The sequence below is a fragment of the Cellulomonas sp. H30R-01 genome (assembly GCF_010119915.1).
Classification (GTDB): domain Bacteria; phylum Actinomycetota; class Actinomycetes; order Actinomycetales; family Cellulomonadaceae; genus Cellulomonas; species Cellulomonas algicola.
Genome location: NZ_CP048210.1, coordinates 2,226,097 through 2,242,735, shown reverse-complemented (window position 1 = coordinate 2,242,735; position 16,639 = coordinate 2,226,097). Strand labels below are relative to the sequence as shown.

The following is a 16,639-nucleotide window of genomic DNA, read 5'->3' as shown; positions in this document are numbered from 1 at the left end:
ATGATCGACGGGTGGCCCCCGACATCTCGCTGAGCACCCCCGCGCCCGCTGCCGGTCCCACCGACCGCACCGCTCCCGTCCCCGCCGACGCGCACCCCGCCGCCCCGTACGACGCGCTCCTGCTGTTCTCGTTCGGCGGCCCCAACGGCCCCGACGACGTGCTGCCGTTCCTGCGCAACGTCACGGCCGGCAAGGGCATCCCCGACGAGCGGCTCGCCGAGGTCGCCCAGCACTACCACCACTTCGGCGGCGCGAGCCCGATCAACGCCCAGAACCTCGCGCTGCAGAAGGCGCTGCAGGCGGAGCTCGCGCGCCGCGGCGTCGACCTGCCCGTCGTGTGGGGCAACCGCAACTGGGAGCCGTACACGCGCGACGCGCTCGCCGCGGCCCACGCCGACGGTGCCCGCCGCATCGTCGCGCTCGTGACCAGCGCCTACGCGTCGTACTCGGGCTGCCGCCAGTACCGCGAGAACCTGTGGGGCTCGCTCGACGAGCTCGCGGTCGACCTCGGCCTGCCCGACGGCGAGCACCCGCTGGTCGCCGACAAGATCCGCCCCTACTTCAACCACCCCGGCTTCGTGCAGGCGAACGTCGATGCCGTTGCCGAGGCCTACGAGAAGATCGGCGACCCGGCGGCGCGCCTCGTGTTCGTCACGCACTCGATCCCCACGACGATGGAGGAGGCGTCGGCCGTGAGCGGCGCGCCGTACAGCGCGCAGCACCTCGACGTCGCCGCGACCGTCGCCACCGCGGTCGGCGAGCGCCTGGGCCGCCCGGTCGAGTGGGACCTCGCGTACTGCTCGCGCTCCGGCCCGCCCAGCCAGCCGTGGCTCGAGCCCGACGTCAACGACCACCTCGAGGCGCTGCACGGGCAGGGCGTGCGGTCGGTCGTCCTGTCGCCCATCGGGTTCATCTCCGACCACATGGAGGTCGCGTTCGACCTCGACACCGAGGCGCTCGAGACCGCGCGGGAGCTCGGCCTCACCGCCGTGCGCGCCGACTCCGTCGGCACCCGCGAGCCGTTCGTCCGCGGGCTCGTGGACCTCGTGCTCGAGCGTGCGGCCCTTGCGCGGGCGCTCGACGCGGGGGCGCCCGCGCCGGAGGGGACCGCCGTCGGCAGCCTGCCCGCCTGGCGCGACGTGTGCCGCCCGGGCTGCTGCCGCCAGCGCGCGGGCGTCGACTCCGGCATCCCCGCGGCCTGCTCGGCCGACCCCTGGTCCTGACGCCTCAGTCCTGACACCTCAGTCCTGACCGCTCAGTCCTGACCCCTCAGTCCTGACCCCTCAGTCGTGACCCTCAGTCCCGGAAGGACGACCACGTGAGCCACGCCAGCCCCGACGCCGAGGCCCTCAACGCCACGGTCCGCTACACGATGTGGACCGTCTTCGCGCTCGAGGAGGTGCTGCCCGAGGACGACGCGGAGCGCGCGCAGCTCATCGCCGCCGCGCAGGACGCGGTCGCCGCCGACGGACTCGTCGTGCGCGGCTGGTACGACGTCGCGGGTCTGCGCGCCGACGCCGACCTCATGGTGTGGTGGCACGCCGAGACCGTCGAGGAGGTGCAGGGCGCCTATCAGCGGCTGCGCGCGAGCGACCTCGGCCGCCACCTGCTGCCCGTGTGGTCCGTCGTCGGCCTGCACCGCCCCGCCGAGTTCAACCGGTCCCACGTCCCCGCGTTCCTCGCGGGCGAGGACGCCGGCGACTACCTCTGCGTCTACCCGTTCGTCCGGTCCTACGACTGGTACGTGCTGCCCGACGACGACCGCCGGCGCATGCTCGTCGAGCACGGGCACGCCGCGCGCGACTACGCGGACGTGCGCGCCAACACCGTGTCCGCGTTCGCCCTCGGCGACTACGAGTGGATCCTCGCGTTCGAGGCCGGCGAGCTGCACCGCATCGTCGACCTCATGCGCGACCTGCGGGCGACCGAGGCGCGGCTCCACGTCCGCGAGGAGGTGCCGTTCTACACCGGCCCCCGCACCACGCTCGAGGCCTGGGCGGACCGCCAGCCGCGCGGCTGACCCCCGCTCGCGTCCGCGTGACCGGCGCCCGTCCCTCCCCGGGGACGGGCGCCGGTGCCATGATCGGGACATGGCGACCCTCCAGGGCACGTGGCGGTTCGAGACGCTCGGCGGCGCACCGCTGCCCGACGAGGTGCGGCACGCACCGTGGCTCACGTTCGACGGCGACGGGCAGGTCTACGGGCTCGCGGGCGTCAACCGGGTCCGCGGGACGTGGCAGCTCGAGGGGTCGCGCCTGACCTTCGGACCTGTCGTCTCGACGCTCATGGCCGGTCCCGACGAGGCGATGGCGTGCGAGCGGCAGGTCGTCGAGCTGCTCAACAGCGCGCTCGACGTGCACGCCGACGGCGACCGCCTCGAGCTGCGCCTCGACGGGACGTCCGGCGCGACGCTCGTGCGCGACGACCACGCGGGCGACACGCCCGCCTGAGCACCGGGGTCGGCGGCGGTCGCGCGGCTCCGCCCGGCCGCGGCGTCGACCTCGGCTCGCGGCCGACGGCGTCAGGCCGCGGGCGTCCCGAGACCCGGCCAGCGGGCGGCGAGCTCGGTGAGCGTGCGCTCGCGGTCGGCGACGTCGTAGGCCGTGCCCGTCACCATGAGCTCGTCGGCGCCGGTGCGCGTGGCGAGCGCCGCGAGCTCCTCGACGGCGCGGTCCGGCGTCGTCGCGACCTGCGTGCCCGGCGACTGCGCGAAGAACTCCTCGGCCGCGCGCGGGTCGAGCCCGGCCAGGATGCGGGCCGCCTCGTCGGGCGCGACGACGGGTGCGAGCGGCCGGCCGGTGCGCAGGGCCAGCGTCATGACCCGGCTCGGACCGGCGAGGTGCTGCGCCTCCTCCTCGGTGTCCGCGACGAGGACCGAGACCGACACCATGAGACGCGGCGCGTCGAGCAGCGGCGACGGCCGGAACGCGTCGCGGTACGTCTGCGCGGCCTGCGCGGTGCGACCCGTCGCGAAGTGGTGCGCGTAGCTGTACGGCAGGCCGAGCTCGCCCGCGAGCTGCGCGGAGAACAGGCTCGACCCGAGCAGCCACGGCTCAGGGCTCGACGTCGCGACGGGCGTCGCGGTCAGACGGCGCGCCGCCGCGGACGGTGCGACCGGGCCCAGCGGGACGCCCAGCATCGCGAGGACGTCCACCAGCTCGGCCGGGAAGTCGTCCGCGCCCAGGCCGTCGACGGTCCGGCGCAGCGCCGCCGCCGTGGCCGGGTCGGCGCCGGGAGCGCGGCCGATGCCGAGGTCGACGCGGCCCGGGTGCAGCGCCTCGAGCATCGCGAACTGCTCCGCGACGACGAGCGCGGGGTGGTTGGGCAGCATGACGCCGCCGGACCCGACGCGGATCGACCGGGTCGCGGCCGCGAGGTGCGCGAGCAGGACGCCGGGCGACGTCGAGGCGACCATCGGCATCGCGTGGTGCTCGGCGACCCAGAACCGGCGGAAGCCGAGCGCGTCGGCGGCGCGCGCCAGACGCGTCGTCGCGGCGAGCGCGTCGGCGCTGGTCTGGCCCGCGCTGAGCGGGGCGGTGTCGAGGACGGAGAGCGGGATGGTCACGTCGACGGCAACGCCGGACCGGGCCGTCGTCATCCCGCGCACGTCCGACCGTGACGCGACGCACGCCGCGCCGCACGCCCCGGCGCCGCCGTCGTCAGCGGGCGCGGGCGGCGTCCGTCAGGGGCCCGTCAGGGGTACAGCCCGCGGATCTTGTGCGCCTCCGCGACCCGTCGGACCCCGATCGTCAGCGCCGCGTCCCGCAGCGACACCCCCTCGGCGTGCGCGAGCGACGCGACGGCCCGGTAGGACGCGAGCATCCTGTGCTCGAGCCGCTCCGCGATCTCGTTCTCCGTCCACCAGTAGGCCTGGTTCGCCTGCACCCACTCGAAGTACGACACGACGACACCGCCCGCGTTCGCGAGGATGTCCGGCACCACGACGACGCCGCGCTCGGCCAGGGCCGCGTCGCCCTCGGTCGTCGTCGGGCCGTTGGCGCCCTCGACCACCCAGCGCGCCTTGACCTGGCGTGCGGTGTCCGCGTCGATCACGCCCTCGACGGCTGCCGGGATGAGCACGTCCACGTCGAGGGACAGCAGCTCGGCGTTGTCCACGGGATCGCCGCCCTCGAACTCGTGGACGGCCCCGCCCGCCGCGACGTGCCGCAGCAGCGCGGGCACGTCGAGCCCGTCGGACGACCGCACGCCGCCGTGCTCGTCGCTCACGGCCACGACGCGTGCGCCCGACTCCGCGAGGATGCGCGCCGCGGGCGCGCCGACCTTGCCGAAGCCCTGCACGGCGACCGACACCTCGTCGAGCCGCACGCCCGCGTCGCCGAGCGCGGCCTCGGCCGCGTGCACCACGCCGCGTGACGTCGCCGTCGGGCGCCCCAGCGACCCGCCGACCGTGAGCGGCTTGCCCGTGGTCACCGCGGGGATCGTGTAGCCGAGGTTGACCGAGTAGGTGTCCATGATCCAGGCCATGGTCTGCTCGTTCGTGCCGATGTCGGGCGCCATGATGTCCCGCTCGGGGCCGATGATCGGCATGATCTCGCTCGTGTAGCGGCGCGTGACGCGCTCGAGCTCGGACTGCGAGTACAGCCGCGGGTCGATCGTCACGCCGCCCTTCGCGCCGCCGTACGGCACGTCGACGACCGCGCACTTCCACGTCATCCACATCGCGAGCGCGCGGACCTCGTCCGGGTCGACGGACGCCGAGTAGCGCAGGCCGCCCTTGCCCGGCCCGCGCGAGATGTTGTGCTGCACGCGGTACCCGGTGAAGAGCACGATCTCCCCGGTGTCCCGACGCAGGGGCACGGCGACGTTCATCTCGCGACGTGGCGTCGCGAGCATCCGGTGCATGCCCTCGTCGTAGCCGAGGATCTGGACGGCGTCCGCGAGCTGGGCCTGCGCGGTCGCCAGCGGGGACGAGGGACGGGGCGTCGTTGCCGAGTCGGTCACGTGCCCACCATGCCACCGCTCGCTGTGCGCGCCACCGCGACGCACGCCGGGATCACCCGCCCGGTCACCCGAGCGCCGCGGACGTCGTCAGCAGAGCTGGGCGTCCGCCATCGGCTTGAGCACCGAGCCGCCCAGGTGCCGCGAGTGCCGCGCCGGGACCAGCACGCACGTGCCGTACGAGCCGTTGCTGTAGCGGCCCTTGACGAACACGTCGGTGTCCCGGCAGTTCACCGACCGCACGGTGTACGGCGTCGGCTTGAAGACGTACACGCCGCCGAGCACCGGGCCGCAGAACTCCTCCGCGTCCTCGATGGTCGCGAGGATGCCGACGGTGCCGTCGTCGACCGCCCCCCGGGGAGGGGTGAGCGTCGCCGACGTCCCCGGGTCGTGCGTGACCGCGCCGAGCGCGGGGGCGGCGACGACGACACCGCCCGTCGCGACGGCCAGGCCGACGGCGGCGCGGACGAGACGGGCGCGGACGAGACGACGGACGTGCATGCTGCCCCCTGGGCGGGTCGACGACGGTGTCGGGGGTCCGCGGCGGCGGACGCGCCCAGGATCGTGGTCAGCCCCGCTCCAGGCAAACCTCCGCCGCGGCGCGTCGCCGCACGTCACCAGGTCGCCCCGCGCCGTCGGCGGGACGACGGTGCAGGTCGCGCACGGCGCGGTCGCACGGCGCGGTCGCGCCCGCTGGCCCAGACTGTGAGACGTGCCGGACGCACCACCCCACGCGCCCGGCCGTGGCCACCCACCCGTGGCCGCCCGCGACGAGAGCGAGGTGCGATGGCCACGCCACCGGACGACCGACCCGCACGGCACGACGCCCCCGAGCCCGGCGGGTCCCGCCCCGGTGCCGGACTCGAGCCGCCCGACCTCGTCGAGGACGCGGTGCGGCTCGCGCGGCAGTGGCTCGACCGCACGTCCGCCGACGAGACGCGCCGTGAGCGCGCCACGACCCGGCGGCTCGCCGCCCTCGTGGGGTCCCCGGCCGGCCTCGAGCTGGCCGTGCGGTTCGTCGACCGCGTCGCGCGGCCCCGCGACCTGCACGTCGCCGCGCGCGAGCTCGCCGCGCTCGCGCAGACCGCCGACGCCGCCGACTTCCTCGGGCCCGTCGACCGGGCGCTCCTCGCGACGGGCACGCGCGTCGCGACGGCGCTGCCCGGCGTCGTCGTGCCCGCCGCACGCGAACGGCTGCGCTCGCTCGTCGGGCACCTCGTCGTCGACGAGGCGGCGCTCGGCAAGCACCTCGCCGCCACGCGCGCCGCCGGCTACCAGCTCAACCTCAACCTGCTGGGCGAGGCCGTCCTGGGCGAGCACGAGGCCGCCGCGCGACTCGCCCGGGTGCGCGCGCTCGTCGAGCGGGACGACGTCGACTACGTGTCCGTGAAGGTGTCCGCCGTCGCGAGCCAGCTGTCCACCTGGGACACCGAGGGCAGTGCCGACCGTGTCGTCGAACGCCTCCTGCCGCTCTACGAGGCCGCCGCGGAGCACGGCACGTTCGTCAACCTCGACATGGAGGAGTACCGCGACCTCGCGCTGACCGTGCGGGTCTTCGAGCAGCTCGCCGCGCACCCGCCGCTGCGCGGCGCGCCGTCCGGGATCGCCCTCCAGGCCTACCTGCCCGACGCCGCCGACGCGTACGACGAGATCGCCGGCATCGCCGCCCGGCGGGTCGACGCCGGGGGAGCGCGGCTCAAGGTCCGGCTGGTCAAGGGCGCGAACCTCGCGATGGAACGCGTCGAGGCCGAGCTGCACGGCTGGGACCAGGCGCCGTACCCGTCGAAGGCCCTCGTCGACGCCGCCTACCTGCGGCTCGTGGACCGCGCGCTCGACCCGTCCCGCACGCGTGCGCTGCGCGTCGGCGTCGCGAGCCACAACGTCTACCACGTCGCCGTCGCCCACCTGCTGGCCGAGGGGCGCGGCGTCTCCGAGGCGCTCGACGTCGAGATGCTCCAGGGCATGGCGCCCGCACAGGCCCGCGCCGTGCGCGACGACGTCGGCAGCGTCCTGCTCTACACGCCGGTCGTCGCCCGCAGCGAGTTCGACGTCGCCGTCTCCTACCTCGTGCGCCGCCTCGAGGAGAACGCCGCGGGGGAGAACTTCCTGCACGCCGCGTTCGCCGGCGGCGACGACGCGATGGACGCGCAGGAGTCGGCCTTCCGCACCGCGTGGGCGGGTCGCGAGGATCCGAGCACGGCGCCGCGGCGTGTCGCCCGGGCGGCACCGGGAGCCGGCCCGCGAGTGCACGGCTCGCACCTCGACCGGCCCCAGGACGACGAGGTGCACGTCGGCGGGCTGGCGGACGACCGGCCCCGGGGCGACGGGTCGCACGTCGACGGGCCGCAGGACGACAGAGCGCGCGAGGACGGGAGCAGCGTCGAGCGACGCGAGTTCGCGAACGCGCCCGACACCGATCCCGCGGCGGCCGAGGCGAGGGTGTGGGCGCGGCGACTCGTCGCGCACGACGTCGAACCGCCATCGGGAGCCGTCGAGGTCGCGACGATCGACGACGTCGACGAGGTCGTCGCGCGCGCCGTCGCCGCGGCTCCCACCTGGGCGGGGACGCCGCCGGCCCGCCGCGCGGCCGCCCTCCGTGCCGCCGCGGTCGCGCTCGAGCAGGCCCGGGGCGACCTCGTCGCGACCATGGTGCACGAGGCGTCGAAGACGGTCGCCGAGGCCGACCCCGAGGTGAGCGAGGCCGTCGACTTCGCGCGCTACTACGCCGACCGCGCCGAGGAGCTCGCCGACGGGTCCGTGCCCGGCGCCGTGCACCGTCCGTCCGGCGTGACCGTCGTGACGCCGCCGTGGAACTTCCCCGTCGCGATCCCCGTCGGGTCGGTGCTCGCATCGCTCGCCGCCGGCAGCCCGGTCCTGATCAAGCCCGCGCCGGCGACGCCCCGCTGCGCACGCGTGGCCATGGCGGCGATCCTCCGCGCACTCGAGGACGCGGGCGCTCCCGCCGGGACGCTCACCGTCGTCCTGAGCCCCGAGGGTGACGTCGGCCGGCGCCTCGTGACCCATCCCGACGTCGCGCGCGTCGTCCTCACCGGCTCGATCGAGACCGCGCGCCTGTTCGCCGGCTGGCGCGACGACCTCGACGTCCTCGCCGAGACGTCCGGCAAGAACGCCCTGGTCATCACGCCGTCCGCCGACGTCGACCTGGCCGTCGCCGACCTCGTGAGGTCCGCGTTCGGGCACGCAGGCCAGAAGTGCTCCGCCGCCTCGCTCGCGATCCTGGTCGGGTCCGCGGGCACCGACGACCGGCTGCGACGGCAGCTCGCCGACGCCGTGTCGTCCCTGCGCGTCGGGCACAGCGACGACCTCGCCACGAGCGTGCCGCCCCTCGTCGAGCCCGCGTCGGGCAAGCTGCTGCGCGCGCTCACGACGCTCGACGCCGGGGAGGAGTGGCTCGTCGCGCCCCGACCGCTCGACGTCTCGGGCCGGCTCTGGACGCCGGGCGTGCGGCACGGCGTCGCGCCCGGATCGTGGTTCCACACCACCGAGTGCTTCGGCCCGGTCCTCGGCGTCATGCGCGCGCGCACGCTCGACGAGGCGATCGCGTGGCAGAACGCCGTCGCGTTCGGCCTCACCGGCGGCCTGCACTCGCTCGACGAGGACGAGATCACGACCTGGCTCGACCGCGTCGAGGTCGGCAACGCGTACGTGAACCGCGGCACGACCGGCGCGATCGTCCGGCGCCAGCCGTTCGGCGGCTGGAAGGCGTCCGTCGTCGGACCGGGCGCCAAGGCCGGCGGGCCGCACTACGTCGCGCAGCTCGGCACCTGGTCCGACGCGCCCGACGTCCCCCCGGACGACGCCGGGTGGCTCGCCTGGGCGCGGGCCGACGACCGGCGCGCGTGGGACGAGACGTTCGGCCGCGAGCACGACCCGAGCGGCCTCGCCGTCGAGCAGAACGTCCTCCGGTACCGACCCCTGCCGGCGTTGACCGTCCGGGTGGGGGACCACGCACGGCAGGCGGCCGTCCAGCGCGTCCTCCACGCGGCGTCGACCGCGGGCGTCCCGACGACCGTGAGCGACGTCGCCGCGGAGCCGCACGACGCGTTCGCCGAGCGCGTGGCGTCCGGCGCGGTGTCCGGACGCGTGCGCGTGGTGGGCCGGGCGCCGGGACTGCGGGCCGCCGCTGCGGGGCGGGCCGGAGAGGTCACCGTGCTCGACGGGCCCGTCCTCGCGTCCGCGTCACGCGAGCTGCTCAGCGTCGTCCGCGAGCAGGCCGTCAGCCGCACGCGCCACCGCTTCGGCCACCTCCCGCCGACGACCCCGTCCTGACCCGCTGCCCCGGGACGACGGCGAGCGGAGCGCGGGGACGTCGGGCGGGGCGCGCTGCGTCCGGCGGATGACCGCGGGCGTCAGGCGGCGGACGTCCGGCGGGCGTCAGGCGGACGCGCGGGTCGTCAGGCGGGCGCGCGGGGCGTCAGGCGGACGCGCGGGTCGTCAGGCGGGCGCGCGGGACGTCAGGCGGACGCGCGGGACGTCAGGCGGACGCGCGGGACGTCAGGCGGACGCGCGGATGACGATCTCGGGCGCGAAGATCAGCGGCTCGGTCGGCGCGGGCACCCCCGCGAGCTGGTCGAGCAGGCGGGCGCCCGCCGCTCGCGCCATCGCGACGACGGGCTGCACGACCGTCGTGAGCGGCGGCGTCGTGGACGCGGCCACGCCGAGGTTGTCGTACCCCACGACGGCGACGTCCCCGGGCACGTCCTTGCCGTGCTCGGTGAGGACGCCGAGCGCCCCCGCGGCCATCAGGTCGGACGCGATGAAGATCGCGTCGAGGTCGGGGTGCCGCGCGAGGAGCTCGCGCGCCGCGATCGCGCCCGACGCGATGGTGAAGTCGCCGTAGACGACCGCGTCCTGCGACAGCCCCGCGGCGGACATCGCGTCACGCCAGCCGGCAAGCCGGTCGATGCCGGCGGACATGTCCTCCGGACCGGCGATCGTGCCGATGCGTCGTCGACCGAGGTCGATGAGGTGCTGCGTCGCCAGCCTCCCGCCCTCGTGGTTGTCCGTGTCGACGTACTGCACGTCGCGCTCGTCCGCCGACAGCGGGCGGCCGACGAAGACGTTGGGGACGCGCGAGGCGAGCAGCGTCCGGTCGAGCTCGTCGTCGCGGTGGTGCGACACGACGATCGCGCCGTCCACGTGCCCGTTGCGCAGGTAGCGCACGGTCCGCTCGCTCTCGCCGGGGCGGGCGATGACGAGGACGACCTGGATGTCGGAGTCGGCGAGCGAGCTCGACAGCCCGTTGAGGGTGCCGGCGAAGAACGGGTCCGACAGCACGCGCTCGTCGGGCTCGGGGACGACGAGCGCGATCGAGTCGGTGCGCTTCGTCACCAGGGAACGCGCGGCACGGTTCGGGGTGTAGCCCAGGTCGGCGACCGCGGCCTCGACGGACGCGAGCGCCTCCGGGGACACGCGCAGGCCCCCGTTGATGGCGCGGGACGCGGTGGAGCGTGACACTCCGGCGCGCTCGGCGACCTGCTCGAGCGTCGGCGCCGGGGGACGGACGGGCTCCGTGCGGGCGGGGATGTTGTCGACCACCGTTGGTCTTCCCTCCTGTGGCTGCCGGGGGCGGCAGCGATGACGTGCTGACGACAGGAAGGCGGGGTGGGGACCACCCCGCCCTCCTGTCCGTCGGAGCCTGTCCCGGTGCGGGGTCAGGCCTCCGATTCGAGCTCGGGTCGTGCCGTCAGCCCTTGACGGCACCCTGCATGATGCCCGCCACCAGCTGGCGGCCGGCGACGAAGAACATCACGATCAGCGGGATCACGGACAGCGTGACACCCGCCATGATGAGCGACATGTCCTTGAAGTAGGACGCCTGGAGCAGCTGCACGGCGACGGGGAGCGTCGGGTTCGCCGGTCCGAGGAAGATGAACGGGCCGAAGAAGGCCGTCCAGGAGCCGACGAACGCGAACAGGCCGAGCATGAACGCCGCCGGACGTGCCGCGGGGAGCGCGACGTGCCAGAACGTCCGGATCATCGACGCGCCGTCCACGCGGGCGGCCTCGATGAGCTCGTAGGGCAGCGCCGACTCGAGGTACTGGGTCATCCAGAACACGCCGAACGCCGTGACCAGGCCGGGCACGATGATCGAGGTGAGCTGACCGACCCAGCCGAGCTTCGACATCAGGATGAACAGCGGGACGACACCGAGCTGCGTCGGGACGGCCGTGGTCGCGATGACGAAGACGAGCAGCGGACCGCGACCGCGGAACCGCAGCTTCGAGAAGGAGAAGCCGGCCAGCGTCGAGAACAGCACGACCGACACCGACGTGATGACGGCGACGATGATCGAGTTGCCGAGCGCGGTCCAGAACTGGATGTCCGAGGACAGGACGCGGTTGACGTTGTCCCAGAAGTGCCCCTGCGGGATGAGCGAGGGGATCGGGTTCTGGGCGATGTCCTGCGCCGTCGACGACGCGAAGAGGAACGCGTAGTAGAGCGGCAGGGCCGACGCGAGGACCGCGACGGTCAGCAGGACGTAGGTGACCCAGCCCGGCCGACGGTCCGCACCCTGGGCGACGCTGCGCCTGCGCGACGCGGCCCGAGCGGCACCCTTGCCCGCGGTCTGCGAGATGACGGGAACGGAGGGGGCGCTCATCGCCGGACCTTCTTTCGGGACTTCGACGTGTTGTCGGAGGCGATCCTCTTCGTCAGGGAGAAGTTGATCAGGCCGACGACCACGATGATGAGGAACAGGATCCAGGCGACGGCGGCCGCGCGGCCGAAGCTCTTCTGGTTGCCCCAGCCGACCTCGTAGATGTACATCGTCGCGGTCATCCACTGGCGGCTCGGGCCACCCTGGCCGAGCTGGTCGAACAGACGCGGCTCGTCGAAGATCTGGAGGCCACCGATGGTGGACGTGATGACGACGAAGATGATCGTCGGGCGCAGCATCGGCACGGTGATCGAGAAGAACTGGCGGACGCGCGAGGCGCCGTCGATGACCGCGGCCTCGTACAGGTCGCGCGGGATGGCCTGCATGGCCGCCAGGAGGATCAGCGTGTTGTAGCCGGTCCAGCGGAAGTTGACCATGGTCGCGATCGCGACGTGGCTCGGGAACACCTGCGAGTGCCACCCGATCGGGTTGAGCCCGATGTCCTTGAGGATCGTGTTGATGATGCCGGTCTGGTCCGCGAAGAGGCGGCCGAAGATGAGGGAGACGGCCACGGGGGCGACGACGTAGGGGAGCAGGACACCCATGCGCCAGAACGTCTTCGCGCGCAGGTTCGCGTCGAGGAGCGCGGCCAGGACGATCGCGATCATCAGCTGCGGGATCGTCGAGATCAGGAAGATCGAGAAGGTGTTGCGGATCGCCTTCCAGAAGTTCGGCTCCTGGAGGACGTACCCGAAGTTCTTCAGGCCGACGAAGTCACCCTGGCCCGCGATGAGGTGCCAGTCGTGCATCGACACCCACGCCGTGTAGATCAGCGGGAAGAGGCCCGTGACCCCGAAGAGGATGAAGAACGGGGAGATGTAGAGGTACGGGGAGAGCTTGACGTCCCAGCGACCGAGGTTCTGGCTGAAGCCGACCCGACGGGGTGCCCTCGGAGGGGTGCTGCTGGCGGCGCGCCGGTCGAGTCTCGGCGGCGTGGTGGAGGTGGCCATCGATAGTCCTTCGGTGCTGTTGGGGCGAAGCCTACGCGGCGGAGGCCGGGCCGATGGAGGTCCATCGGCCCGGCCTCGTCAGCGTCAGCCCAGAGCCGAGACGGCCTGGATGGCCGCGTCCCACTGCTCGGCCGGGTTGCCGCCGTTGACGTCGACCTCGACCAGCGCGTTGTTGAACGCGTCGTTCACGGCGAAGAAGTTCGGGCCCTTGTAGACCGTCGTGATGCCCTTCGCGCGGTTCGCGAGGATCTCACCGGCGGGGGCGTTGTTGAAGAACTCGTTCGTCGAGGAGAGGAGCTCGTCCGACTCGAGAGCCTCGAGCTGGCTCGGGAAGGTGCCCTTGTCGGCGTAGGCCTTGAGCTGCTGCTCGGGAGCCGTCAGCCACGCGGCGAGCTCCTTCGCCTCCTCCGTGTGCGCACCCTGCTCGGGCACCGTCAGGAAGGAACCGCCCCAGTTGCCGGCACCGCCGGGGAAGACGTCGGCGATGTCCCAGCCGGTCACGCCGGCCGAGTTGTTCTCGATGACGCCGAGCATCCAGCCCGGGGCGAGCATCGTCGCGAACGCGTTGTCCGGGCTCTGGAACGCGGCGTTCCAGTCGTCGCTCCACTGCTGGAGGTGCGCCGACAGGTTGTCCGTGGCCGCAGCCTGGACGACCTGGTCGTAGATCTCCTTGATGCGCGGGTTGTCAGCCGCGGTCACCGTGTTGTCGGAGGGGTCCTCGTAGGGGGCCTCCTCCTGGTTGATCATGCCCTGCCAGATGGCGCCGGCCGAGTCGAACCACGGCTTGCCCGTCGCGTCGACGTACTGCTTGCCGACCTTGAAGTACTGGTCCCAGCCGCCGCCGTTCTCGGAGAGCAGCGCGGCGACCTCGGCGCGGTCCGTCGGCAGGCCGGCGGCGGCGAACAGGTCGGAGCGGTACGCGATGGCCTCGGGGCCGATGTCGGTGCCGTAGCCGATGAGCTTGCCGTCGGCCGTCGTGGCCTGCGCGGCCTTCCAGTCGAGCCAGCGGCCCTCGACGTCGGCGGAGTTCAGGTCCACGAACTTGTCCGGGTACTGCAGGAGCTCGGGGAGCCAGTCGACCTCGATGGCCTCGATGTCCGACAGGCCGGAGCCCGCGGCGAGACGCGTGTTGAGGTTCTCGCGGGCCTCGTTCGAGGTCGCGGCCTTCTTGTGCTCGATCGTGACGCCGGGGTGCGAGGCCTCGTACTCCGCGAAGAGCTCGTCGGTGTAGCCGAACTCGTTGAACGTCGCGACCGTGAGGGTGATGTTGCCGCCCTCGGACGCGTCGTCGTCCGAGTTCTCACCCGAGCCGGAGGAGCAGGCGGTGGCGAGGAGGGCGATGCCCGTGACCCCGGCCGCAGCCGCCCACATCTTGCGTGTGGTCTTGCGCACTATGACTCCCTTGTCAGTCGGACGGCGTCCTCGCCGTACCCCTGGGGCATCCTCGGACCGTCTGCCGCAGGGGGCGCTGACGGGCGTCGGACGTGGGTCTGGTGGACCCCGCGCAGGACCGTCCTTCCGCAGAATGTAGGAGCGTTCCCACGCGCTGCATGAACTGTCGCCCGCTGCTGGTTGAGTGTCAAGGACGTGCGCGGCCGAAACATGTGTGGTAGCGATCCCACACCCGCGTTTGCGCAGGTCAGCGGCCTGCTGACCCCGCTCCGTGTTACCGAATCGTTACGGCTGCTCGGCCCGTCCGTGATCTGCGATCCACCGTTCGGCGACCTGCTGCTCGACCCCCAGAGCACCACGAATCGCCCGGGCCGCCGCCTCCTCCACCGCGGACCCGAACAACGGGATCTGCGCCTGCAGGTCGCCGTCGTACACGAGGCGGCTGGCGGCCGGTCCCACGGGCTGCAGCGAGCAGCGCCCGGTGAGCCGCACGGGCGCGCCCGCGATCTCGACCACGACCGTCCCCGCGCGCCCGCCGTCGGGCTGCGGTGCCTCCCACGCCTCGACCAGCCGGACGTCGATGCGGTTGCCGACGAACCCGCGCACCTGTGCGGGGATCTGGTCCGAGGGCAGCGCGCGCCGCGTCGCGACGGTGAAGGCCTCGTCGGCCGTGCCCGTGACGTCGACCTGGTGCTCGATCGCGCCGCTCGCGACCACCTTCTGCTCGACGTAGCGCGGGTCGGCCAGCATGTGTCCCGCGGACGTCGCGTCCGTGGCCAGGTCGAGCGTGACGCTCAGGTGCAGCACCGTGGTCCTCCCCGTCCGTGATGGGCCGCCTCGGCGGCCGGCGACGGGCGTGCGGCCGCGTCGCGTCGTGTGCTGGAAGGCTAGTCGCCCCGTCGCCCGGCGGCGCGGAGGGCGCACCCGTGGGCCCCGACGCGTCTCGGGTCCTGCGGCGGCACCTACCCTGGAGTCGTGTCCACGCTGAGCACGCTCGTCGCCCGCCACGCCACGCTCGACGTCGCCGACCTCGAGTGGCTGCACCTGCTCGTCGGGGACTGGCAGGTCGTGTCCGACCTCGCGTTCGCCGACCTCGTGCTCTGGCTCCCCACCGCCGACGACGACTTCGTCGCGGTCGCGCAGTGCCGCCCGTCGACCGGCGCGACCGTGCACTATGACGACGTCGTCGGGTCGCTCGCGCCCGAGGGCCAGCGACCGCAGCTGCGCCGTGCGCTCGAGGAGCGGGCCCCGCAGCGCTCGCGCGAGCCCCGCTGGTTCGGCTCGTACGCCGTCCGCGAGGAGGCCGTGCCCGTCGTGCGGCGCGGGCGCGCGATCGCCGTGATCGCACGCCAGACGAACCTCGGCGGTGCCCGCACGCCCAGCCGGCTCGAGCTGAACTACGTCGAGGCCGCCGACGAGATCTTCGGCATGATCGCGCGCGGCGAGTTCCCCGCGACCGACGCACCCACGGGTCCGCGTCGAGGCGCCCCCCGCGTCGGCGACGGCCTCGTGCGCCTCAACTCCGAGGGCGAGGTCCTCTACGCGAGCCCCAACGCGCTCTCGTGCTTCCACCGGCTCGGCGCGCTCGGCGACCTCGTGGGCCGCTCGCTCGTCGAGGTGACTGCCGACCTCGTCGAGCAGAGCGCGACGGTCGACGAGTCGATGCCGCTCGTGCTCATGGGGCGGGCGCCGTGGCGTACCGACGTCGAGGCGCGCGGTGTCGCGCTCTCGCTGCGTGCCGTGCCGCTGACCGAGCACGGGCAGCGGCTCGGCGCCGTGCTCCTGTGCCGCGACGTGTCCGAGCTGCGGCGGCGCGAGCGCGAGCTCATCACCAAGGACGCGACGATCCGCGAGATCCACCACCGCGTGAAGAACAACCTGCAGACCGTCGCCGCGCTCCTGCGGCTGCAGTCCCGGCGCATGAGCTCGCCCGAGGCCAAGGAGGCGCTCGGCGAGGCGATGCGCCGCGTCGCGACGATCGCGCTCGTCCACGAGACGCTCTCGCAGACGCTCGACGAGAGCGTCCCGTTCGACGACCTGGTCGGTCGCAGCCTGCGTCTCGCCGCCGACGTGGCGACCGCGGGCGCGCACGTGCGGACCGTCGTCAAGGGCTCGTTCGGGTCGGTCCCCGCCGAGGACGCGACCGCGCTCGCGCTCGTGCTCACCGAGCTCGTCACCAACGCGGTCGAGCACGGCTTCGACGGGCGCGAGACCGGGACGGTCGAGATCGTCGTGGACCGCGACGGCGACGACCTGCGCGTCGAGGTCGCCGACGACGGCGCCGGCCTGCCGCCCGACCGCGGCGCAGGCACGGGCCTGGGCACGCAGATCGTCTCGACCCTGGTCACGAACGAGATGGGCGGCACCATCGCGTGGGGCGCACGTGACGGTGGCGGGACGTCGGTGGTCATCGAGGCGCGGCTGCGGCATGGCCGGGACGGCGCGGCCGTCGTCCCTTGAGCCGGTCCCGCGCGCGCTGGAAGGACGACGAGCCGCTCGGACCCGGGTCACGACCGACGCGCTCGACCGGCGCGACGACGAGCCGACCGCACCCCCACGGGCGTGAGCGGCTCGCGACGCCCGGACGGCCGACGACCAGGCCGCACCGCGACGGGCGCGAGCGACGCGCGACGTCCAGACGGGCGACGTGCCGGCCGCA

General features: G+C 73.9%; 13 protein-coding genes. 5 read left to right on the top strand and 8 right to left on the bottom strand.

Features of this window, described 5'->3' with window-relative positions; translation table 11 throughout:
• Nucleotides 1–11: 11 nt before the first annotated feature.
• The 3 genes from GXP71_RS09945 to GXP71_RS09935 all read left to right on the top strand — a co-directional run bounded on the left by GXP71_RS09945 (nt 12) and on the right by GXP71_RS09935 (nt 2,450).
• Complete coding sequence (locus GXP71_RS09945; RefSeq protein ID WP_370521007.1) at nt 12–1,223, top strand: ferrochelatase; 1,212 nt, start codon at nt 12–14, stop codon at nt 1,221–1,223.
• Nucleotides 1,224–1,318: 95 nt separating this feature from the next.
• Entirely contained in the window at nt 1,319–2,020 is a 702-nt protein-coding gene (hemQ, locus tag GXP71_RS09940) for a hydrogen peroxide-dependent heme synthase (protein WP_124342792.1), read from the top strand.
• Nucleotides 2,021–2,090: 70 nt separating this feature from the next.
• The gene (locus tag GXP71_RS09935) at nt 2,091–2,450 is read left to right on the top strand and encodes an META domain-containing protein (protein ID WP_162352522.1); all 360 of its coding nucleotides are present in this window, start codon (nt 2,091–2,093) and stop codon (nt 2,448–2,450) included.
• A gap of 71 nt (nt 2,451–2,521) precedes the next feature.
• Here the strand turns inward: GXP71_RS09935 and GXP71_RS09930 are convergent, their stop codons facing one another.
• The 3 genes from GXP71_RS09930 to GXP71_RS09920 form a co-directional block, all read right to left on the bottom strand.
• Complete coding sequence (locus tag GXP71_RS09930; RefSeq protein WP_162352521.1) at nt 2,522–3,598, bottom strand: LLM class flavin-dependent oxidoreductase; 1,077 nt, start codon at nt 3,596–3,598, stop codon at nt 2,522–2,524.
• A 95-nt stretch (nt 3,599–3,693) separates the two neighbouring features.
• On the bottom strand, nt 3,694–4,962 hold the full coding sequence (locus tag GXP71_RS09925) for a Glu/Leu/Phe/Val dehydrogenase (protein ID WP_162352520.1): 1,269 nt from the start codon (nt 4,960–4,962) through the stop codon (nt 3,694–3,696).
• An 87-nt stretch (nt 4,963–5,049) separates the two neighbouring features.
• Nucleotides 5,050–5,460: a hypothetical protein gene (locus GXP71_RS09920; protein WP_162352519.1), complete on the bottom strand. Its 411-nt coding sequence runs from the start codon at nt 5,458–5,460 to the stop codon at nt 5,050–5,052.
• 285 nt (nt 5,461–5,745) lie between these two features.
• On the opposite strand from GXP71_RS09920, the gene GXP71_RS09915 reads away from it, so the two are divergent.
• Entirely contained in the window at nt 5,746–9,249 is a 3,504-nt protein-coding gene (locus GXP71_RS09915; RefSeq protein ID WP_162352518.1) for a bifunctional proline dehydrogenase/L-glutamate gamma-semialdehyde dehydrogenase, read from the top strand.
• Nucleotides 9,250–9,474: 225 nt separating this feature from the next.
• On the opposite strand, the gene GXP71_RS09910 is transcribed toward GXP71_RS09915, so the two are convergent.
• The 5 genes from GXP71_RS09910 to GXP71_RS09890 form a co-directional block, all read right to left on the bottom strand.
• A complete protein-coding gene (locus GXP71_RS09910; RefSeq protein WP_162352517.1) occupies nt 9,475–10,518 on the bottom strand; it encodes a LacI family DNA-binding transcriptional regulator in 1,044 nt (347 codons plus the stop codon).
• Nucleotides 10,519–10,666: 148 nt separating this feature from the next.
• The gene (locus GXP71_RS09905; RefSeq protein WP_162352516.1) at nt 10,667–11,581 is read right to left on the bottom strand and encodes a carbohydrate ABC transporter permease; all 915 of its coding nucleotides are present in this window, start codon (nt 11,579–11,581) and stop codon (nt 10,667–10,669) included.
• The gene (locus GXP71_RS09900; RefSeq protein ID WP_162352515.1) at nt 11,578–12,588 is read right to left on the bottom strand and encodes a carbohydrate ABC transporter permease; all 1,011 of its coding nucleotides are present in this window, start codon (nt 12,586–12,588) and stop codon (nt 11,578–11,580) included. Before GXP71_RS09900 ends, GXP71_RS09905 begins: the two co-directional genes overlap by 4 nt.
• Nucleotides 12,589–12,672: 84 nt before the next feature.
• Nucleotides 12,673–13,980, bottom strand: coding sequence for an ABC transporter substrate-binding protein (locus GXP71_RS09895; protein WP_238402709.1), 1,308 nt, complete (start codon nt 13,978–13,980; stop codon nt 12,673–12,675).
• A gap of 285 nt (nt 13,981–14,265) precedes the next feature.
• Nucleotides 14,266–14,787, bottom strand: a complete 522-nt coding sequence (locus GXP71_RS09890) for a DUF2505 domain-containing protein (protein ID WP_235843426.1) — start codon at nt 14,785–14,787, stop codon at nt 14,266–14,268.
• A gap of 168 nt (nt 14,788–14,955) precedes the next feature.
• On the opposite strand from GXP71_RS09890, the gene GXP71_RS09885 reads away from it, so the two are divergent.
• Nucleotides 14,956–16,440: a sensor histidine kinase gene (locus tag GXP71_RS09885; RefSeq protein ID WP_162352514.1), complete on the top strand. Its 1,485-nt coding sequence runs from the start codon at nt 14,956–14,958 to the stop codon at nt 16,438–16,440.
• Nucleotides 16,441–16,639: the final 199 nt, after the last annotated feature.

Excerpts from the sequence above, each read along its gene's own strand:
- GXP71_RS09935 (WP_162352522.1), top strand. The coding sequence starts at position 2,091 with ATGGCGACCCTCCAGGGCACGTGGCGGTTCGAGACGCTCGGCGGCGCA.
- GXP71_RS09930 (WP_162352521.1), bottom strand. The coding sequence starts at position 3,598 with ATGACGACGGCCCGGTCCGGCGTTGCCGTCGACGTGACCATCCCGCTC.
- GXP71_RS09920 (WP_162352519.1), bottom strand. The coding sequence starts at position 5,460 with ATGCACGTCCGTCGTCTCGTCCGCGCCCGTCTCGTCCGCGCCGCCGTC.
- GXP71_RS09915 (WP_162352518.1), top strand. The coding sequence starts at position 5,746 with ATGGCCACGCCACCGGACGACCGACCCGCACGGCACGACGCCCCCGAG.
- GXP71_RS09905 (WP_162352516.1), bottom strand. The coding sequence starts at position 11,581 with ATGAGCGCCCCCTCCGTTCCCGTCATCTCGCAGACCGCGGGCAAGGGT.
- GXP71_RS09900 (WP_162352515.1), bottom strand. The coding sequence starts at position 12,588 with ATGGCCACCTCCACCACGCCGCCGAGACTCGACCGGCGCGCCGCCAGC.